22 protein-coding genes are annotated in these 18,047 nt (G+C 60.9%); 13 read left to right on the top strand and 9 right to left on the bottom strand.

What is annotated here, in order from left to right:
- The first annotated feature begins 30 nt into the window (after positions 1 to 30).
- From AC5STI_RS14370 to AC5STI_RS14330, 9 genes are read left to right on the top strand one after another with little or no spacing between them, the layout of a single operon-like run.
- Positions 31 to 420 carry a FlgB family protein gene (locus AC5STI_RS14370; protein WP_475053061.1) on the top strand — a complete coding sequence of 130 codons (390 nt, stop codon included), beginning with the start codon at positions 31 to 33 and terminating at the stop codon, positions 418 to 420.
- Between the two features lie 13 nt (positions 421 to 433).
- The gene (gene flgC / locus AC5STI_RS14365) at positions 434 to 826 is read left to right on the top strand and encodes a flagellar basal body rod protein FlgC (RefSeq protein ID WP_475048779.1); all 393 of its coding nucleotides are present in this window, start codon (positions 434 to 436) and stop codon (positions 824 to 826) included.
- Positions 827 to 848: 22 nt separating this feature from the next.
- Positions 849 to 1,145, top strand: coding sequence for a flagellar hook-basal body complex protein FliE (gene fliE / locus AC5STI_RS14360; RefSeq protein WP_475048777.1), 297 nt, complete (start codon positions 849 to 851; stop codon positions 1,143 to 1,145).
- Between the two features lie 3 nt (positions 1,146 to 1,148).
- Complete coding sequence (locus AC5STI_RS14355) at positions 1,149 to 1,421, top strand: flagellar biosynthetic protein FliQ (RefSeq protein ID WP_475048774.1); 273 nt, start codon at positions 1,149 to 1,151, stop codon at positions 1,419 to 1,421.
- A complete protein-coding gene (locus AC5STI_RS14350) occupies positions 1,421 to 2,137 on the top strand; it encodes a flagellar hook-basal body complex protein (RefSeq protein WP_495447146.1) in 717 nt (238 codons plus the stop codon). The genes AC5STI_RS14355 and AC5STI_RS14350 overlap by 1 nt, the downstream gene beginning before the upstream one ends.
- Before the next feature lie 10 nt (positions 2,138 to 2,147).
- A complete protein-coding gene (gene flgG, locus AC5STI_RS14345; RefSeq protein WP_475048769.1) occupies positions 2,148 to 2,933 on the top strand; it encodes a flagellar basal-body rod protein FlgG in 786 nt (261 codons plus the stop codon).
- A complete protein-coding gene (gene flgA / locus AC5STI_RS14340; RefSeq protein ID WP_490399465.1) occupies positions 2,933 to 3,355 on the top strand; it encodes a flagellar basal body P-ring formation chaperone FlgA in 423 nt (140 codons plus the stop codon). Before flgG ends, flgA begins: the two co-directional genes overlap by 1 nt.
- Positions 3,355 to 4,095, top strand: coding sequence for a flagellar basal body L-ring protein FlgH (gene flgH / locus AC5STI_RS14335; protein ID WP_475048764.1), 741 nt, complete (start codon positions 3,355 to 3,357; stop codon positions 4,093 to 4,095). The genes flgA and flgH overlap by 1 nt, the downstream gene beginning before the upstream one ends.
- A gap of 8 nt (positions 4,096 to 4,103) precedes the next feature.
- The gene (locus AC5STI_RS14330) at positions 4,104 to 4,601 is read left to right on the top strand and encodes a flagellar basal body-associated FliL family protein (RefSeq protein WP_495447145.1); all 498 of its coding nucleotides are present in this window, start codon (positions 4,104 to 4,106) and stop codon (positions 4,599 to 4,601) included.
- Positions 4,602 to 4,683: 82 nt separating this feature from the next.
- Here the strand turns inward: AC5STI_RS14330 and AC5STI_RS14325 are convergent, their stop codons facing one another.
- From AC5STI_RS14325 to AC5STI_RS14285, 9 genes are all read right to left on the bottom strand, one after another.
- Positions 4,684 to 5,082, bottom strand: coding sequence for a hypothetical protein (locus AC5STI_RS14325; RefSeq protein WP_495447144.1), 399 nt, complete (start codon positions 5,080 to 5,082; stop codon positions 4,684 to 4,686).
- Positions 5,079 to 6,167 (bottom strand): flagellar type III secretion system protein FlhB, encoded by a 1,089-nt coding sequence (flhB, locus tag AC5STI_RS14320; protein WP_475048755.1) that lies wholly within the window; start codon positions 6,165 to 6,167, stop codon positions 5,079 to 5,081. Before flhB ends, AC5STI_RS14325 begins: the two co-directional genes overlap by 4 nt.
- Positions 6,164 to 6,943 carry a flagellar biosynthetic protein FliR gene (locus AC5STI_RS14315; RefSeq protein ID WP_475048753.1) on the bottom strand — a complete coding sequence of 260 codons (780 nt, stop codon included), beginning with the start codon at positions 6,941 to 6,943 and terminating at the stop codon, positions 6,164 to 6,166. The genes flhB and AC5STI_RS14315 overlap by 4 nt, the downstream gene beginning before the upstream one ends.
- Entirely contained in the window at positions 6,940 to 8,973 is a 2,034-nt protein-coding gene (flhA, locus tag AC5STI_RS14310; protein ID WP_475053059.1) for a flagellar biosynthesis protein FlhA, read from the bottom strand. The genes AC5STI_RS14315 and flhA overlap by 4 nt, the downstream gene beginning before the upstream one ends.
- Positions 8,974 to 9,432: 459 nt before the next feature.
- Positions 9,433 to 11,883: a hypothetical protein gene (locus AC5STI_RS14305; protein WP_495447143.1), complete on the bottom strand. Its 2,451-nt coding sequence runs from the start codon at positions 11,881 to 11,883 to the stop codon at positions 9,433 to 9,435.
- Positions 11,880 to 12,749 (bottom strand): flagellar motor stator protein MotA, encoded by an 870-nt coding sequence (gene motA / locus AC5STI_RS14300; RefSeq protein ID WP_475040211.1) that lies wholly within the window; start codon positions 12,747 to 12,749, stop codon positions 11,880 to 11,882. Before motA ends, AC5STI_RS14305 begins: the two co-directional genes overlap by 4 nt.
- A 78-nt stretch (positions 12,750 to 12,827) precedes the next feature.
- A complete protein-coding gene (locus AC5STI_RS14295; protein ID WP_495447142.1) occupies positions 12,828 to 13,442 on the bottom strand; it encodes a MotE family protein in 615 nt (204 codons plus the stop codon).
- A complete protein-coding gene (locus AC5STI_RS14290) occupies positions 13,442 to 13,888 on the bottom strand; it encodes a hypothetical protein (RefSeq protein ID WP_495447141.1) in 447 nt (148 codons plus the stop codon). The genes AC5STI_RS14295 and AC5STI_RS14290 overlap by 1 nt, the downstream gene beginning before the upstream one ends.
- 9 nt (positions 13,889 to 13,897) lie before the next feature.
- Positions 13,898 to 14,422 (bottom strand): flagellar basal body-associated FliL family protein, encoded by a 525-nt coding sequence (locus AC5STI_RS14285; RefSeq protein WP_490399460.1) that lies wholly within the window; start codon positions 14,420 to 14,422, stop codon positions 13,898 to 13,900.
- 119 nt (positions 14,423 to 14,541) lie between these two features.
- Here AC5STI_RS14285 and fliF point away from each other — a divergent pair, with 119 nt between their 5' ends.
- The 4 genes from fliF to fliP are packed head-to-tail and all read left to right on the top strand — an operon-like array spanning position 14,542 to position 17,840.
- On the top strand, positions 14,542 to 16,212 hold the full coding sequence (gene fliF, locus AC5STI_RS14280) for a flagellar basal-body MS-ring/collar protein FliF (RefSeq protein WP_490399459.1): 1,671 nt from the start codon (positions 14,542 to 14,544) through the stop codon (positions 16,210 to 16,212).
- Entirely contained in the window at positions 16,212 to 16,811 is a 600-nt protein-coding gene (locus AC5STI_RS14275; RefSeq protein WP_475048738.1) for a FliH/SctL family protein, read from the top strand. Before fliF ends, AC5STI_RS14275 begins: the two co-directional genes overlap by 1 nt.
- Positions 16,804 to 17,100: a FliM/FliN family flagellar motor C-terminal domain-containing protein gene (locus AC5STI_RS14270; protein ID WP_259967947.1), complete on the top strand. Its 297-nt coding sequence runs from the start codon at positions 16,804 to 16,806 to the stop codon at positions 17,098 to 17,100. Before AC5STI_RS14275 ends, AC5STI_RS14270 begins: the two co-directional genes overlap by 8 nt.
- Positions 17,097 to 17,840 carry a flagellar type III secretion system pore protein FliP gene (gene fliP, locus AC5STI_RS14265; protein WP_475048735.1) on the top strand — a complete coding sequence of 248 codons (744 nt, stop codon included), beginning with the start codon at positions 17,097 to 17,099 and terminating at the stop codon, positions 17,838 to 17,840. The genes AC5STI_RS14270 and fliP overlap by 4 nt, the downstream gene beginning before the upstream one ends.
- The last annotated feature ends 207 nt before the right edge of the window (positions 17,841 to 18,047 follow it).

Below are 18,047 nucleotides of genomic sequence, written 5' to 3'. Positions count from 1 at the left end.
TGATTGAAATCGATCAAGGGAGAAGCCCTGGTGTTCACAGAACTGAACGTATTCAAAATTGCCTATTCCATGGCAACCCATGCCGGCAAGCGCCAGGCATTGGTATCCCAGAATATCGCCAACGCCGATACGCCCGGTTACCAAGCCAAGGACATAAAGCCCTTCAAAGAAGTATTCGCAGCCGGTGCCCGCCCGAACAGCATGATCGCGTCCCGCGGCAGCCATTTGCACGGCACCGCCAGCAGCGGGATGGATTGGGCTGTCATAGCCGACGAAACCGGCAGCGACCCCAACGGCAATTCGGTGTCCGTGGAGACCGAGCTGCTGAAGGGCGTTGATACGGAACGCCAGCACAAGCGTGCTATGGCCATCTACAAGTCCTCCATGAATATCCTGCGCGCCAGCCTGGGCAAAACCTGAGGAGGCATGACAGATGAGTGAATTTTCCAAAGCCCTTTCCGTCACCGCCAGCGGTCTCAAGGCGCAAGCCGCACGCCTGCGCCATGTGTCGGAAAACATCTCTAATGCCGACACGCCGGGGTACCGCCGCAAGGCAGTGCCGTTCGAATCGGTGCGCGAGCTGCAGACGGAGGTGGAACATGTACGCACCGGCCGGGTCACCCTGGACCGCAGCGAGTTGGAGAAGGTCTACGATCCTTCGCATCCGCTGGCCGACGAGAGCGGGCATTTCGAAGGCTCAAACGTCGATCTGATGATCGAAGTTGCAGACGCCCGCGAAGCCCAGCGCAGCTATGAGGCGAACCTCAAGATGTTCGAGCAGACCCGCTCGATGTCGGCCTCGCTCATGGAACTTTTGAGACGTTAACTGAAATTTTTGGAGATCCAGAATGGATATTCGCAGCCTTTCCGCCGCTAGCGGCTATGCCGCCGCCCGCCCGGCCACCAAAGCCGATCCCACGCACGAAGGCAGTGGTGCCGGCGCCCATTTGAAGCAGAGTTTCGAGAACTTCGCAGCAACCTTGCAGAACAGTGAACAGGTGTCGGTGCAGGCAATGACCTCGCAGGCAGACCCGCATGCATTGGTGCAGGCACTGGCACAGACTGAACTGGCAGTCGAAACCGCGGTCACCGTGCGCAACAAGGTCGTTGAGGCTTATCAGGAAATCCTGAGGATGCCGGTCTAAGCCATGATGAGCGAAAGCCTCTTCTATGACACGCTGCGCCAAGCGCTGTGGGCCGCTGTCACCATGTCGACGCCAATCCTGGTCGTCGCGCTGGTGGTCGGTCTGGCCATCGGTCTGTTCCAGGCCCTTACGTCAGTGCAGGAAATGACGCTGACCTTTGTGCCTAAGCTGACAGCGATCCTGGTCGTGTTCTGGATGACTATGGGCTTCATGACCCAAACACTTGTGGCCTTCTTCGACGGCCACGTTGTTCCGATGATTGCCGGAGGCTCGTAATGGGAACCACAGGCTACACCACCATTTCACGCCAGTCGGGCCTGATGCGGGAAATGCGCGTCATTGCCAACAACATCGCCAACTCCGCCACGACCGGCTACCGCCAGGAAGGGCTGATCTTTTCGGAATTCGTGCAGACCTCACCCGGCGAACCGTCGTTGTCGATGTCGCGCGCCAACATCTTCAACACCTCGATGCAGCAGGGCCAGCTGACCCAGACGGGCGGGACCTTCGATTTTGCCATCGAAGGGGACGGCTTTTTCATGGTCGAGACCCCGAAAGGGGAACGGCTGACCCGCTCCGGCGCCTTTTCCTCCAACGCCGCCGGCGATCTGGTGACAATGGACGGCTACCGGGTTCTGGATGCTGGCCGTGCGCCGGTCTTCGTGCCGCCGGATGCCGGCAAGATCGAAGTGGGTGCAGATGGATCGCTGAGCGCAAACGGACGCCTGCTGGGACAGTTAGGATTGTTCCAACCGGTTGAGAAGCACACGCTGGTGCGCGAGGACGGCGTGATGTTCCGTGTTGAGGGCGACATTGAGGAGAACTTCGACTCGAAAGTTCTGCAGGGCTTTCTGGAAGGATCCAACGTCAACGCGATTTCCGAAGTCAGCCGGATGATCGAAGTGCAGCGCGCCTATGAGATGGGCCAGAGCTTTCTGCAAGCGGAGGACGAACGCATCCGCAACGCCATCAAAAACCTGATCAAGTCCTAGGAGAATCCAGATGCGTGCCTTGAAGATCGCCGCGACCGGCATGAGCGCCCAGCAACTGCGGGTGGAGACCATCTCCAACAACCTCGCAAACATGAACACCACTGCCTACAACGCCCGCCGCGCCGAGTTCGCCGATCTGCACTACCAGCAGATCTCCCGCGCCGGAACCGTGAACGCGTCGGACGGAACCGTGCTGCCAACCGGCGTGCAGGTTGGCCTCGGTGTACGCCCCGCAGCTGTTTCGGTGCACCTGGCGCAGGGCGCGCTGCAGCAGACCAACAACGACCTGGATATTGCCATCGATGGCAAAGGCTACCTGGAGGTGACCCTGCCCTCCGGTCAATCCGCCTATACCCGCGACGGCGCGCTGAAACGCTCGGCCGAGGGGCTGATCGTAACCTCCGACGGTTTCGCCGTGTCGCCGGAAGTCACGATTCCAGACGACGCCACCAGCATTTCGATTAACGCCGAGGGCGAAGTCTACGGGTACTTCTCGGATTCTCCCGAAGGCCAGCTTCTGGGTCAGTTCACTCTGGCCGGGTTCACAAACCCCAAAGGGCTCGAGGCGATCGGCGGCAACCTGTTCACCGAAACCGAAGCCTCAGGCGCCGCCACTGTCTCCACCGCTGGTGAAGACGGGCTTGGCACCCTGCGCCAAGGGTACCTTGAGGGCAGCTCGGTGGATGCAGTGCGCGAGGTGACGGAGCTTATCGAAGCCCAGCGCGGTTATGAAATGAACGCCAAGGTCATCTCGGCTGTCGACCAGATGATGGGTGCAACCACACAGGTGCGCTGATGAAACTCGCTCTTGCCTGCCTCACTGCTGCCGCGCTGTGCGCGCCGCCCGCTTGGGCGGACTACCTGATCCCGCTGCGCACAATCCGCGCCAAGGAGATCGTGAACACCGAAGATCTGGCACTCAAGAAGGGCGAGATCCTGGGCGCACTGTCGGACCCCGCAGAGGTCGCAGGCATGGAAGCACGCGTCGCGCTTTATGCCGGACGGCCCTTGCGGCCCGGCGATATCGGCCCGCCGGCCATCATTGAACGTAACGACCTGGTCACCCTGATTTTCCGTCAGGGCGTGCTGACTATTGCGGCGGAGGGGCGTGCCTTGGGGCGCGGCGCCGCTGGCGAAGCCGTCCGGGTCATGAATCTCTCTTCCCGCACCACCGTCACCGGCCGGATCAAGCAAGACGGCTCCGTCGAGGTAAACTGATGACTATGAAACTTTCCCCCGTCAAACCACTGCTCTTCGGGCTGGCTCTCTTGGGCGCCTGCGGCCGGATGGACCACTTGGGCAAGCCGCCCAGCTTCACTCCCGCCAATGAAACGCCGGAACATGTGGCGATGCTCTACCAAGGATTGCCCGCACAAACCCAGAACCGGCGCACCGTCGACGGGTCATCCCTGTGGAGCGGTTCGCAGCAATCGCTGCTGGGCGACCGCCGCGCCATCAAGCGGGGCGACATCCTGACGGTTGTGATCGAAATCGACGAAGAAGCGGAGATCTCCAACGACACCCAGCGGTCGCGGTCGGGGTCCGAAAGCCTGAATATGCCGCAATTGCTGGGCCTGCCGCAGAGGCTGGACCGGAAGCTCCCGGAAGGCGCAACCTCGGCAGACGCGGTGGAGCTGGGCAGCTCAAGTGCGGCCGGAGGCAAGGGATCCGTTAAACGCAGCGAAAAACTGGAGCTGCGGGTGGCGGCAACTGTCGTCGACGTGCTGCCCAACGGGGTTCTGGCGATCAGCGGCACCCAGGAGCTGCGGGTGAACTTCGAACTGCGCGAACTGCTGGTGACCGGTTATGTCCGGCCCCAGGACATTAGCCGTCAGAATGAAATCACTTATGACAAGATCGCTTCGGCACGAGTCTCTTATGGCGGCCGCGGCCAGATCACCGATGTTCAGCAGCCACGCTACGGCCAGCAGCTGCTTGACGCTGTCCTGCCATTCTGAGGGTTGCTATGCTGTCAAAACTCCTGCCAGTCATCCTGCTGATCCTCGGAACCGGAGGAGGCATCGGTGCCGGCATCTTGCTGATGCCCGCGCCAGAAGAAGAGCATGCTGCCGAGGCTGGCGCCACCGAAAAGCCCGCTGAAGAAGCCGAAGACGACGCCGCCGAAGAAAGCGAAGAAACCCAGCGCGAATACATTAAGATTACCAATCAGTTCGTCGTGCCAGTTGTGGAGCGCGACCAACTGACCTCGCTGGTGGTGCTGTCGTTGAGCCTGGAGGCCAAACAAGGCACTGACGAAAAAGTTCGCGCCTTGGAGCCGAAACTGCGCGATGTGTTCCTGCAAGTCCTCTTCGACCACGCCAACATGGGCGGCTTCCGTGGAGCGTTCACCCGGTCAGATGTGCTGGAGCCTCTACGCACCGCACTGCGGGAAGCCGCACAAAAGCATCTCGGTAAAAACGTCTATGATGTTCTGATTATGGAGATATCCCGGCAGGACGTCTGACCCCGGCTCTGTAGCTAAAAAACGAAATGGCCGGCCTTTTTGTGGGCCGGCCATTTTTTTTGCAAAGGGAAAACCGGAGGTATCAGTTCTCGAGCAGCCGCGCCATCAGCGCCTTGGCCTTTTCCGCCTTGTGCCTCTTGTGTTCGTCGGCGGCCATGGTCTCAACCGCATGCTTGCGCCCAAAAGCCTTGCGCAGCTGATCCATGCTCCGCAGTTTTTGCGCAGTGGCTTTGGCCAGTTCCTGGTTCAGCTCCCGCCGGGCGCGTGTGTGCCAGCCCTGCCAAAGAAGGTCCGCCCCCAACGCCTTCATCGCTTGATCGCCATCGGCGTACTCGCGCGCGGCCTGAACCTGATCATTCAGCTTGGCCAGCTGGCCGCGCAGCTGAGCCTCCCGGGCCAGAACTGGCTGAATTCTGGCGTGTTCCTGCATGTATTGCGCAGCGGTCACTGCTGCCATCTGATCCAGCATCTTCTGCTTCATGTAACCTGTCCTTTGGCACGCTGGCGCATCTCTTCGGCAAAGCGGATCGCCGCAGCGACAGGCGCATAGTGTTCTTCCAGAATCTCATCCCCGATCTCGATTGCCGCGTGCAGTGCCCGCGCGGTCGGCGGGTCGCTGTGGATCGGGATCGCATTTTCATTGGCAACACGCCGGATCGCCGCGGCAATTTCGTCGACACCCTTCGCAACACAGACCGGTGCGGCACCGGGCTCCCGGCTCCATTGCAGAGCAACCGCATAGTGCGTCGGGTTGACGATCACCACATCGGCCTTTGGCACATCGGCCAGCATCTGCCCCATCGCAATCTGCTGGCCGCGCTGGCGCCGCTGGCTTTTCATGTGCGGGTCACCTTCTGCGTCCTTCATCTCGTCCTGGATTTCCTTGCGCGACATCATGTTCTTGCGGCGGTGCTCGGCATGCTGGAATGCCGCGTCGACGATCCCGATTGCCAGCGCGATGATAAGTGCCAGGAACAGAAACTCCATCGACAGCTGCGCGAGCATCATAACCACCGATTGGGGTCCAGTTCCGGAAGACGCAATCATCTCTGGCAGCCGATGGGAGAGGTAGATGCCTAGGCACACCGAATAGAGCGTCAGCTTCACAAAGCTTTTGAAGAACTCGAACAATCCGGAGCGGCCAAATTTGTTCTTAGCGTTTGAGACGATCGAGATCCGCGATAATTTCGGCTCCAGCTTGCTCGGCGCAAACACCAGCGCCCGCTGTCCGACAATCGACAGCAGCACAATCGCAAAAGGCACAAGAAACCATGGCAGCACCGGGCGGAAAGCACTGCCGATGAACCCGCCCACCGGCGCAGCGGCGGAGCCCTCGAAGAACAGCGGCGCCAGCCGGTCCGGCTGGTCCAGGTAGGCCATCAGCGCGGTGCCGATCCCTTCGACGCTGCTGCTGCCGGCCGCGTAAAAGGCGATGATCAGCCCTAGATAGGCGGCTGCCACCGACAAGTCTGTGGACTTGGCAACTTCACCTTTCTCCCGGGCCTTGCGGAGCTTCTGCTCCGTTGGCTCGAATGACTTGTCTGAGTCGTCGTCCTGGCCGCTCATGGCATCCCGCCCCCTGGATCGGCAAAGAAGGTCATCAAGGCCCGGGACCAGACATCCAGGATTACCGGGCTCCCGACCATAAGGATGAACAGCCCCATGAGAGTGATCACCGGTGCGCCAACCATGGCCACCATCAGCTGCGGCATCGCACGGTTTATCACGCCGAGCGCGAGGTTATAGATCACTGCGGTGATCACAAAGGGCGCTGCCAACGTAAACGCCAGCGAAAAGCTTTGCGAGACACGGAAAACACCCCATTCTGTCAGCCCGGCCGCAACCGGAAACTGGCCCGCTGGGAACATCTGGTAAGAGCCGATCAGCAGTTCCGCCACCCGCACATGCAGACCCATCATGGTGGCGAGGGTCACGCCGGAGATCATCAGCACGGCGCCAAGCGCCGGCATCGGCTCTGCACCGATGCCGCCCAGCACCTGCGACAGTGAAGTCGCCTGCGCCGCCATCGTTCCTGCCGTCTGCAATGCCAGCACAAAGATCCGGACGCCAATGCCCATTGCCAGGCCAATGATGGCTTCAGTCACAGCAAAGCGGCCATAGGCCAGCACGTTGTCCGGTTCTGGTAATGCAGGCAGCGCCGGTGCCACAACAAAGGTAAAGGCCGCAGCGACCGCCAGCTTGACCCGCGTTGGGACGTAGAGTTCCCCCATCGCGGGCAAAACTGACACCATCGCAGCCACTCGCAGGAAAACAATGGCAGCGTGCCAGAATCCTGCCCCCAGCATCAGAACAAGCTCTGGCGGCAGAAAGTTCAGGTTCATGCCTGCACCATGCCAACGAGGGCAGGCCGCGCCTCCAGGCCGATTTCCTCGAACGACAGGACCGGATTGGTGATCCCGCGGGACTTCAGAATCGTCCTCAGATAGCGGCGGCGGCGGGTCGACGTAACCACTGCGGCGAACACGCCCTGATCGGTAATAGTCGAGAGCTTATCGCTCAGCCCGTCGGCCAGGCGGTTGAACAGATCCGGCGGCAGCGCGATGTCGAGCCCGGCGCCTTGCGCGTCGACTTGGTAGGTCGAAAACTTGTCCTCCCACTCCGGCGCCAGCTGGATCAGAGGAATGGTGCCGTCCTCGCGTTTCATCTCGGCCACCAGCTGGAAGCCGAGGCGCTGGCGCACGTGCTCGCAAATCAGCTCAGGCTGCGTGGTATGCAAGCGCGCCTCTGCAATCGATTCCAGAATCAAAGGCATGTTCCGGATCGACACTCTCTCCTCCAGCAGCAGCCGCAGAACCGCATGCAGCGTATCCATCGGCACCTTGTCCGGCACCAGCGCATCCAGCAGCTTGCGGTTCGCCTCGGCGCGGAAGCTGTCGGTAAGCTGTGTCATTTCGTCAAGCAGCCTGCGCAGGGACTTGAGCGTCAGCAGTCTGCTGAAGTTCTGCTTAATTATCTCCAGCAGGTGGGTCGCCAGGATTTCCGGCGGCGTGACCACGGTTGCGCCGGCCAGCGCCGCCTGCTCCTGTGCCTTGGCGGAAATCCAGCGCGCCGGGGCACCGTAGACCGGCTCCGTCACGTCCGCGCCGGCGGGCAAAGCATCATGGTTGTCCGGCATCAGCGCCAGGACCATATCGGGATGCAGGGTGCCGCGCACCTGTTCGACACCCTGCACCTTGATCACATAGGTGCCCCGCTCGAGATCGTGCTGATCGGTCAGGCGGATCTCCGGCAGGATCAGGCCGAATGTCGTGGCGATGTGGGACCGCATGTTTGCGATCCGCGCATCAAGCCCAGTGCCATGGTCCAGCACCATGCTGACCAGATCGGGCGCGAACTCCAGATGCAGATCGTCGAGATCCAGAATGTCGCCCAGCGGCCGCGCGGCAGAGGGGTCGGAGGCCTCTTCGATCTTTTCTTCGATCTCGGCTTCTTCATCGTCCTGCTTCTTCTTGGCCATCCGGAACGCCGTGTAGCCCAGAACTCCCCCTCCGATCACGAAGGGCAGAAACGGCAACCCCGGCACCAGCGCAAACAGCACCATCAGCACGGCAACGGTGGTCAATGCAGCGGGGTGCCGGCCAAACTGTTCGAACAATGCGGTGTCGGTTGCACCCGTAGTGCCGCCGCGCGCCAGCAGCAATGCGGCCGCAATCGAAATAATCACCGAGGGGATCTGCGATACCAAGCCATCGCCCACGGTCAGAATAGCATAGGTCTCAAACGCGGCCCCAACCGGCATGCCGTGGACCAGCACCCCCATGATCAGCCCCATGACGAGGTTCAGCAGAGTAATCAACAAACCGGCAATGGCGTCGCCCTTGACGAACTTCGACGCACCATCCAGCGAACCGAAGAAGGTCGTTTCCTGCTGGTCGCGCTCGCGCCGTTCCTTGGCGGTCTGGTGATCGATGGCACCCGCGGACATATCGGCGTCAATGGCGAGCTGCTTGCCAGGCATTCCATCCAGGGCAAAGCGGGCACCCACTTCAGCCATCCTGGCGGCGCCCTTGGTGATCACCATGAAGTTGACGATCAAAAGTACCCCAAAGACCACCAGGCCGAGGAACACACTGCCGCCCATGACGAACTGAGCAAACCCTTCGATGACGTTACCAGCCGCATCGGTGCCAGAGTGGCCTTGACCGATGATCAGCTTGGTGGAGGAGACGTTCAGCGACAGGCGCAGCATCAGCGAGGCCAAAAGAACTGTCGGGAAGGAGGAGAAATCCAGCGGCCGTTCGATGAACAGCGTGATGGTGAAGATCAGGATCGCAAGCGCAAATGAAGCCGCCAGCCCGACGTCCAGCACCCAGGCCGGCATAGGCAGGATCATCATTACGATGATCGCCATCAGCGCCAGCGCCAGCAGGACAGTGGGGCTGAAAAGTTGTTCTGTCGTCAGCTTAGGCACAGTTTCGGCCCCATTTATTAATGTTTTTCAATTGATTGAAAATCTCACTGGGCGCCACAGCCAGAAACGGCAGCCATCCGGATGTTAGCCAGTCAGCAGCCCGCTCGGTGCCGGCTTGCATCGACCCGGCGGCTGCCTCTGCAAGCCATCCGGAATTAACCTTGGAGAAATGTGTGAGAGTGGCACCAGTGGCGCCAATAGCATCGCGTGCCCTGTGCGTTGCGCGCGGACTTGGCCCTTGCAGGCAAAGTTTAAAGTTGTTTTCCGGCATTCTGCCCGTTCCAAATCAGGATTCACCCGTTACCCAGGTTACCGGCAGCCAGTTGACAAAGTGTTATCAGCCGAATGCAAAGGCCGCCCCGGGCGGGACGGCCAAAACACAGTAAACCGAATGCCGGATCACTGACTGTCTTCAGGAGCGTCCAGTGTTGTGCCGACCTGGTTCAGCAAGTCGGCGATACCGCCCCGCGTCCCCTCGCTGCTCTCCACCAGTGCCCGCGCATACGCCAGCGGCGGCAGGCTGTCCGGATCCTGGGCGGTTTCGCCGATTTTTGTGGTGACAGAGGCGACGGTTCCGAATTGCGCCCCTTCCTCCGGCTTGATTTCCTCGATCGCTCCCAGATCCTCAGAGTGCCAGAATCCGCGGGCGGCTGCATCCTTGTCATCCTCAGCCAGGAGATACTCCCCAGCACGGGCATACTCGCCATTGCGCCAAAGAGCCTCGGCGCGCAGGCGGTTGGCCCGGGATCCTTCAAGCCCCATCAACTCAACCAGCGCCCGATGCGGTTTATCCTGCGCCAGCGCAGCCTCGGCCATCATAAGCCGGCGGGCCTCATTTTCCGGCGCCAGCGACAGCTTGTTGAGCAGCACCTGAGCCTGGTCCGCAAACCCAAGATCCAGTAACCGGCGGGCCACCGGCACGGCGACAGGGGCAGCCTCAGCTGCCGTGGCCTGCCCTGCGAAGACCAGCCCGTACTGCAGGAAAGTCACATCGTCCGCGCGTTCAGCCAGCAGCAGCATCAGCGGCTCCAGCGCAGCGGCCCTGGCACCTGGGCCATCACGTTCCGTCAGGCCCTTGAGCTCATGAAACGCGTCCTGGAACTGCCCCATAAGCGCCAGAGAAGATACCTGGGCTTTACGCAGCTCAGCGCCCAGCTCCGTCTCCCGGTTCTCCAGTTCATAGGAGGCAATCAGATCCGGCACATCCGGCGAAAGCGCCTTGCGCTCCTTTACGCTGAGGGCCACCAGATCAATCAGCGCGGCCGGTGCATTGCCGGTACGCTCCGCGACTTCGCTCGTCAGCTCTTCGGCCACCTTCTCAGAATCACCTTCCAATTCGGCAATTGCCGCCTCAGCCAGGTTGATTTCCGGCACGTCCTCAATTCCAGTCCGGTCCACGGCACGCAGCACCGCTTCCGCCACATGATGATCGCCAGCTTCGGCAAACATCTTGCTGACACGCGGCCCCAGATGAACCCGCAGATGGGTCGGCATCTTCGAGAACGCCTGCTGAATAGCATCGGTATCGGCGCTTTTCTTGACCGCACCGTCAGCCAGAACTCCCCAGAGGGCGCTGCTTCCTTCGCAGCCCTGCTGCGCTGAGAAGGGATGCTGCGGTGGCAGCTCTGCACCATCCATCAGCAGAGCCATGGCCGTCAGCAAGGCAGCCTCCGCGCCGTTCCGGTCCCCGGGCGGCAAGATTGCCAGCATGGACCGGGCTTCCGCTCCGAAGCCGAAATAGAGATAGATCCGTGCCAGCGCAAAGACGCCCGCCGGGTTGATGTCGTCGAACTCGCGGACCAGCGCGCTGCGCAGCGGACCAATCTGGTCGGAAAACGGGCTGTCGGAGCCCCAAGTGCTGATGGCCACTGCGTTGTCAGGCAAACAATGAGATGCCTCGGGACTGCCATCGCTAAGAACGGCCATCAGTCCGGTTTCACGGTCAATTGCGGAAGTCACGGAGATATGGTCGAGCGGGTTCAGGGGCCTATCCGAAGGTCCAAGAGGATCCAGCCCGGCCGCTGCTTCCGCGGCGGGCAGCCCGTCCGCGGCCACGCTCACCAGGCCCTGGTTCGCCGCGCGTCCAATCTGTTGCAGCAACCGCTGCTCGGACTCTTTGACCACCGCAGCACGCTCGGTTTCCGCCAGATTGATTAGCGCCCCGGTCTCCGGCAGCGCGTGCGGGGCGTCTTCGGTGATGCCTTCAGCGTCCACGCGGTAGCTGCTTCCGTCGAGCGGCAAAACGAGATCCTCTGCTGCCGGTTCTTCGGACGCAGCAGATTCAGGCGCAAGATCCAGCGCCTGGTTGTCTTCTTGAGGCCGGATTGTACTCCCCGGATCAGACCGCCCCGCTACTGCGGCGGCCAAAGCCGTCCGCGCATCCGCTGACGCCGACTGAGAGAAACTGAACCGGTAGCCGGCCCCCGCAGCCGGCGTGGTCACCGGAAGAATGCTGCCTGCCGTGGAATATTGCGGCTGCTGCGCCGGTTTACCGCCATCGCGGATGTCGACCACCAGATAGCCATCCTCCTGCACATAGGAGGTTACCGTGCACTCGCACCCCAATTGCAGCCGCAGCGGCTGGCCCGGGCCATTCTGTCCGAGGGATTGCAGCCGGGTGCGGGGGATCAGGTTGAAGACCCGGGTTGTATCAAAGACCACCTCAGGCGCGTCAATGTTGACCGTCGCCGTATTGCCGCTTTGGGTCAACGACCAGTCCGCACCGTTCGGAAGGCGCATCACCAGGCGCGTGAACCCCTTGTGTTCGCCCGAGCGGGTCACAATGGTCTGCGCCTGGGCAGTGGCGGCTGTCAGGACAACAGCCGCCGTGGCAAGTGCTCGCCAGATCATGCTGCGTCCTGTTTCACCGATTTCAGGGCTTCTTCCAGCTCCGAGAAGCCGGGGCGGAAATGCGACGGGGTATTCTGGCGGCCGACTTCAATGCAGATAGCTGCTGCGTGATTGTGCAGATTGGCCACCAGCACCTCGCGGATGAGCTGGTAGAAGTGTGCATCTTCCTCGACCACGGTCTTCACCTTGCCGGCAAAGGGCGCCGCAAGACAGTAAGCCAGGAAGATGCCCAGGAAGGTTCCCACAAGAGCGCCGCCGATCATCTTGCCGAGAACCTCTGGCGGCTGGTCGATCGATCCCATGGTCTTGATCACACCGAGAACCGCCGCAACGATCCCAAGCGCGGGAAGGCCGTCAGCCAGGGTCTGCAGCGCATGGCTGCCGTGCATGGCATGGTGATGATTCGCCTCGATCCTCTTCTCAAGCACCTCTTCCACCTGATGCGGATCGTCATAGTTCATCGATGCCGAACGCATGGTATCGCAGATCAGGTTCACCGCTTCCTTGTCTCCCAGGATCTTGGGGTATTTGTTGAAAACAGAGGAATTTTCCGGGTCTTCGATGTGCTGTTCAACTTCGACCGGGTTCGCGCGCGCAATCCGGATCAGGGCGAACAGCAGACACAGCAAGTCGCGGTAGTCATCCGGCTTCCACTTGGGGCCCTTGAAAACCTTGCCGACATCCTTGAGCGTGTGCTTGATGCCCCCCATGTCGTTGCTGATCAGGAAGGTGCCAACAGCCGCCCCGCCAATCATCATCATTTCAAATGGCAGCGCCTTAATGATGATCGCCAGTTTGCCGCCGGCCAGAAGGTATCCGCCGAACACCATGGCAAAGATCACCACAATGCCTACAATCCCGATCATAGGTCCACTCCGAATTCCGTTGGTTTTTATTAGTTTAGACGAGTCGTCCTAAGGAAAGACTAAGCCCGCGCGCCCAACTCATTCCGTGGGCACAGCTCCGTTGCGTCCGGCTAGGACAACGCTGATGGTGTAAGCCGCTTCCGGGCTGAGACCCGCCATGATTCCTGCCGCGGCCTCCGGCTGCATCCGGGCGAGGAAGCCAGCCGCAAACGCAGGATCCATTTCCTCGAACAGGGCTGCAGCCTCCTTGGGCTTCATTTGCTCATAGACAGAGGTCAGACGCGTCACATCCGCCTCAGTCGCACCGTCAGCCAGTGCCAGGGTCGCGCGCAGCTTTTCTTCCGCCTGCTCCAGCGCCGCCAGTTTTTTGTCGATCGCCTGATCGGCGATTTCCAGCGCCTTCATCCGGTCCTGAATCTCCGCTTCCCGCGCATCCAATGCCTGTTCCCGCTCCTGGAATGCGGCCAGCATCGTCTGCAGCTCAGCGGAAGTCGGCATCGATTCGCGGTGCGGCTCGCCCTTGTGTGCCTGCTCTTCGCCACCCGGCTCCTTCAAGCTGGCCACTTCACGGGCAATTGCCGGCCCGGCTTCCAGGCCAAGCCGCACCACGGCAGAGCCCATGAGCAGAACCGCCAGCATCATCAGTGTGCTGCCACGCCGCAAATGCTTGGATTTCTTCGCTGCCTTTGCCATCACGCCACCCGGTTCTGGCTGCGGTTATGGCGGACAAACATCAAGCCGGAGGGTTTGCTCTCCTCCTGTTTCTCCTCTTCCGGTTGCGCTTCAGCCTCATAGGCAGCTGCCATTTCCTCATCTTCCGCAGCGGGCTCTGGCGCTGGTGCCGCAGCGTCGGCTTCGTCAATGTCATGCATCGACGCCATCATCAGCTCCAGACGTTGCGCGACCGTTTCGGCCCGGCCCGTCAGCTGCTGCAGCGCCTTGCTGGAGCCATCCGACACCTGCTGCGCCGCCTGCAATGATTTGTTGAGATCATCCACTTGGGCGGACAGAACGGCAACTGCACCACCCACGCCCTTCTCCAGATCATTGAACCGCTTGAGACGGCGCGACAGCACCAGACAATAGAATCCGGCGCCCAGCGCCCCGGCCGCAAGCAGGATATCAGCAATAATGTCCATCCTGTCCTCCTAGTTCAGTACGAAATCCATGATCAGCAGATCGCGCACCCGGCCCTGGCCGGTGGCAATGTTGATCCGCCGCAGCATCTGCGCTCTCAGTTTCGGCAGAGCCATCGGATCGGTCAGATCCTCAAGCTCCAGTGCTCTCAGGTAGCTGTTCAGGACATCGACAACCCGCGGGAGGATTTTCTCGACCTCGGCCTGGTGCGCCAGGTCGACCTCAAGCTGCGCGCGGAACCGCAAATGCTTGATACCGCTGGCTTTGCGCAGGGTAATCACAATCGGGTCCATTTCGATGAAGGCAAGATTGGCGATATCCTCCGCCGTCTCACCAGTGTCCACGCCTTCTGGCGCCTCTTCGGCCGCAGCCGCCGGTTCTGGCGCTGCTTTCTGACCAAAGGGAAGAAGGCCTGACTGAACGGCAAAGAATCCGCCGCCGCCGCCAACCAGTGCCAGCACCACCCCGATGATGAGGGGCAGTTTGCTTTTCTTGGCCGGGGCTTCTGCTTCTGTATCTACTGCAGCGTCTGTCATGGCTATCCCTAAAACGTCGTGCAGCATCTTCATAACCTGCGAGGAACTAACCGAATGTTAAGGCCGATCCGTCAAAAAGGTTGCACGCCGGACAGAACGCCGGTGCGACGGAGGTTAATGTGCAGCAGATCAAGAATGTCTGGGCAGAGATGGACATGCGAAAGCGTCTGATTGCCGTGGGTGCCACGGTAATTATGATTCTCAGCGTCATCGCGATGTCCCATGTGGCAAGCAAGCCATCAATGACACTGCTATATGCCGGGCTGGAAAGCGGCTCGGCCGGAGATGTGGTGCGGGCGCTGGAACAGCGCGGCACCCAGTATGAAGTGCGTGGCGGCTCTATCTATGTGCCGTCGACGCAGCGTGACGAACTGCGGATGACGTTGGCCAGCGAGGGCCTTCCGGCCAATGGCGGCAAAGGGTATGAGCTGCTCGATTCTCTCAGCGGCTTTGGCACCACCTCGCAGATGTTCGACGCCGCCTACTGGCGTGCCAAGGAAGGCGAACTGGCCCGCACCATAGTCGCCAGCCCGCATGTCAGCCAGGCCCGGGTGCATATCGCCAACACAGGTTCGAATCCCTTCCAGCGCACGGTTGAGCCAACCGCATCGGTCTCCATCGTGCCCATGGGTTCGCCGATCACGCCTGCGCAGGCCAACGCAATCCGTTTCCTGGTGTCCTCCGCTGTCACCGGCCTTGCGGTGGAAAATGTTGCCGTGATCGATGCCAATGGCGCTCTGATCGGGTCGTCGGATGCCACTGCTGCAGCCGGTGCCGGCACCGATGACCGCTCCCAGATGATTCGCGAACGTGTCATGCGCCTTGTCGAGGCCCGCGTCGGCCAAGGCAACGCCGTGGTCGAGGTCAGTGTCGAAACCGTAACCGACACAGAATCCATCCGCGAAAAGCGCGTGGATCCCAAAAGCAGGGTCGCGGTTAGCACCGATGTCGAGGAACGCGCCGATTCTTCCACCAATCAGGCGGGTGAAGTCACCGTTGCCTCCAATATTCCCGATGGCGATGCCGCCTCCGGCCAAGGGTCCAAGGCCAATACCAGCGCAACCCGTGAGCGGATCAATTATGAAATCTCCGAAACTGAGAAGGAAATTCTCCGCGGACCCGGCGCCATTAAGCGTCTGACTGTCGCCGTCCTCGTGAATGGCACAGCAATCACCAACGCTGCTGGGGAAACAGTCTTCCAGCCCCGGCCGGAAGACGAACTCGCCGCAATGCGGGAACTGATTTCCGCAGCCGTCGGCTTTGACGAGGATCGTGGAGACGTCATTACCCTTAAGTCCATGGAGCTGCCGGCGGTGGAGCCGCAGGGCACGGTGGCCACGGCCTCCTTCTTCGACAATCTCTACTTCGACGCTATGTCGCTGATCCAGATCGGCGCGCTGGCTCTAGTCAGCCTGATCCTGGGCCTCTTCGTGGTGCGGCCGATCCTGTCGAATCAAGCCGCGCCGGTGGCAGCGCTGCCAAGCCCCGAAGGAGGCGACCTGCCTGGTTTGCCCGGCGTTGGCGGCGACGGCTTCATGACCGCTCCGGACCTGGGCGCGGGGCTCGCGCTTGATGGTGAAATCGAAAACAACGAAACCGGGCAGTTCGAACCGATGGGCGGCCTGCCGGCTATGGGCACGGGCGACATGATGGGCGCCGCCGGGCTGCCGGCCTTGGGCGGCGGCATGGATGATCCCGTCGACCGGCTGCGTAACCTGATTGGTGAGCGGCAGGAGGAAACCGTCCAGATCCTGCGCGGCTGGCTGGAAGAAAATAGGGAGCAAGCCTGATGACAATTGCGCATTTGCTTGAAGATTTCGGGTTCAACACACCGGCGGCACCGGTACTGCCGACGGTGTCCGAAGAGGTCATAGAAGAACAGCGGCTGGCCTCCTTTGAGAAGGGTTACAGCGCCGGCTGGGACGACGCCGTGACCGCCAAGGATCAGGAAACCATCCGGATATCCACTGAGCTGGCCAACTCGCTGGAAGATCTGAGTTTTACCTATCACGAAGCGCAGAGCCAGCTGCTCGATTCGCTGGATCCGATGTTCAAAGTGCTGACCAGTGCCATACTGCCGGATGCCATGGCTGCCTCCTTTGGGCACCACATTGTTGATCAGCTTGCCGGAATGGCGAAAGGGCAGACCGACCAGCCGATGCAAATCGTGGTTTCTCCGGGCGAAGGGGCGCCTGTACGCAGCCTGCTGCCGCAGAACTTCTCTGTTCCGGTGACCGTTCGGGAAGACAGCGCGCTGTCTTCCGGCCAAGCCTATCTGAGCGTCGGCAGCACCGAATGCGAAATCAATTGCGATGCCCTTCTCGAATCGATCCAGGATTCGATTGAGGCCTTCACCTACCACGCGAAAGAGGACAGCCAGTATGGATGACGCCGCCGACCTGAACATGAAAGCCGCTGATGCAAACAACCCCTTTGTTTCGGTTCCCGTCGAAGTGGTTGTTTCGGTCGGCAAGGCCCGGCCGCTGATCCGAGATCTGGTCAGCCTGGGTGAAAATGCGATCCTGACGCTCGACAAACGGGTCGAAGACCCTGTCGACCTCTATGTCGGGGACCGGCTGGTCGCCCGCGGCCAGCTGGAAGAGCTGGAAGGCGAGCAAGCAGGCCAATTGGCCGTACGCCTGACGGAAATTGCCGATCTGCAAAGCGGTTTGGGATGACACACAAGACGATTGTGCGGGCGGCCCTTGTTTCAGCGCTTCTGCTGGCCTTGCCGCAAACCGCCCTGGCTCAAGAATTGAGCCTTTCGCTGGCAGACGGCGAGTCGATTTCGGCCCGCTCAATCCAGCTGATCCTTCTGATTACCGTGCTCAGCCTGGCCCCCGGCCTGCTGATCATGGTTACCTGCTTTCCATTCCTAGTGACGGTGTTGTCGATCCTGCGCCAGGGCATCGGGCTGCAGCAGGCGCCGCCGAACATGCTGATCATCAGCCTGGCGCTGTTCCTGACCTATTTTGTGATGGAGCCGGTCTTTACCGAGGCCTGGAGCACCGGAATCAACCCGCTGCTGGAGGAGCGGCTTGAACCGGGCGAGGCCATCACCCGCAGCCTGGAACCATTCCGGGCGTTTATGGCCAACCGTCTGGATCCGGACACGTTTTATGCCATTGCTGATCTCAGACCGGAAACTCAGGGCATGGACCCGGTGCCAGAAGCGCCGCTGTCCGCACTGATCCCGAGCTTCCTGCTGTCGGAAATTGCACGCGCCTTTCAGATCGGTTTTCTGGTCTTTCTTCCCTTCCTGGTGATCGACCTTGTGGTCGCCGCCATCCTGATGTCGATGGGTATGATGATGGTGCCACCGGCCATCGTGTCCCTGCCGTTCAAACTGGCGTTCTTTGTTGTCGCCGATGGCTGGAGCCTGATCGCCACCGCGCTTGTTCGCAGCTACTACCCCTAAACATCTGAACCCACACACTAGGAATAGCCCGGACACATCATGTGCCCGGGCTTTTTCCTGTGCGGGAACTCTTGCCGTTGCCAGAAACTGGTGCTCCTTGAAAGCCGAAGGGGGGGATTGAGTTGCATGAGGTCCGGCACTGCGCAGGTCCGGCCCTCTGGCCGCTCGCTCCGCCCGCCGCGGAAAGTGGCCAGACGCTTGCGTCCC

The sequence above is a fragment of the Leisingera sp. CC-HEC096 genome (genome assembly GCF_059429235.1).
Note: the sequence above shows the minus strand (reverse complement) of the source record. Positions and strands in the feature narration are given on the sequence as shown.

Bases quoted from the DNA above. Each gene is read 5' to 3' on its own strand.
- AC5STI_RS14325 (WP_495447144.1), bottom strand. From the start codon at position 5,082: ATGAAGCAGAAGATGCTGGATCAGATGGCAGCAGTGACCGCTGCGCAA.
- fliE (WP_475048777.1), top strand. From the start codon at position 849: ATGGATATTCGCAGCCTTTCCGCCGCTAGCGGCTATGCCGCCGCCCGC.
- AC5STI_RS14305 (WP_495447143.1), bottom strand. From the start codon at position 11,883: ATGATCTGGCGAGCACTTGCCACGGCGGCTGTTGTCCTGACAGCCGCC.
- flhB (WP_475048755.1), bottom strand. From the start codon at position 6,167: ATGAGCGGCCAGGACGACGACTCAGACAAGTCATTCGAGCCAACGGAG.
- flgC (WP_475048779.1), top strand. From the start codon at position 434: ATGAGTGAATTTTCCAAAGCCCTTTCCGTCACCGCCAGCGGTCTCAAG.
- fliP (WP_475048735.1), top strand. From the start codon at position 17,097: ATGACACACAAGACGATTGTGCGGGCGGCCCTTGTTTCAGCGCTTCTG.
- flgG (WP_475048769.1), top strand. From the start codon at position 2,148: ATGCGTGCCTTGAAGATCGCCGCGACCGGCATGAGCGCCCAGCAACTG.
- flhA (WP_475053059.1), bottom strand. From the start codon at position 8,973: ATGGCGATCATCGTAATGATGATCCTGCCTATGCCGGCCTGGGTGCTG.
- flgH (WP_475048764.1), top strand. From the start codon at position 3,355: ATGACTATGAAACTTTCCCCCGTCAAACCACTGCTCTTCGGGCTGGCT.
- AC5STI_RS14350 (WP_495447146.1), top strand. From the start codon at position 1,421: ATGGGAACCACAGGCTACACCACCATTTCACGCCAGTCGGGCCTGATG.
- AC5STI_RS14355 (WP_475048774.1), top strand. From the start codon at position 1,149: ATGATGAGCGAAAGCCTCTTCTATGACACGCTGCGCCAAGCGCTGTGG.
- AC5STI_RS14290 (WP_495447141.1), bottom strand. From the start codon at position 13,888: ATGGACATTATTGCTGATATCCTGCTTGCGGCCGGGGCGCTGGGCGCC.
- AC5STI_RS14275 (WP_475048738.1), top strand. From the start codon at position 16,212: ATGACAATTGCGCATTTGCTTGAAGATTTCGGGTTCAACACACCGGCG.
- AC5STI_RS14270 (WP_259967947.1), top strand. From the start codon at position 16,804: ATGGATGACGCCGCCGACCTGAACATGAAAGCCGCTGATGCAAACAAC.
- AC5STI_RS14315 (WP_475048753.1), bottom strand. From the start codon at position 6,943: ATGAACCTGAACTTTCTGCCGCCAGAGCTTGTTCTGATGCTGGGGGCA.
- AC5STI_RS14330 (WP_495447145.1), top strand. From the start codon at position 4,104: ATGCTGTCAAAACTCCTGCCAGTCATCCTGCTGATCCTCGGAACCGGA.
- AC5STI_RS14295 (WP_495447142.1), bottom strand. From the start codon at position 13,442: ATGGCAAAGGCAGCGAAGAAATCCAAGCATTTGCGGCGTGGCAGCACA.
- flgA (WP_490399465.1), top strand. From the start codon at position 2,933: ATGAAACTCGCTCTTGCCTGCCTCACTGCTGCCGCGCTGTGCGCGCCG.
- AC5STI_RS14285 (WP_490399460.1), bottom strand. From the start codon at position 14,422: ATGACAGACGCTGCAGTAGATACAGAAGCAGAAGCCCCGGCCAAGAAA.
- motA (WP_475040211.1), bottom strand. From the start codon at position 12,749: ATGATCGGGATTGTAGGCATTGTGGTGATCTTTGCCATGGTGTTCGGC.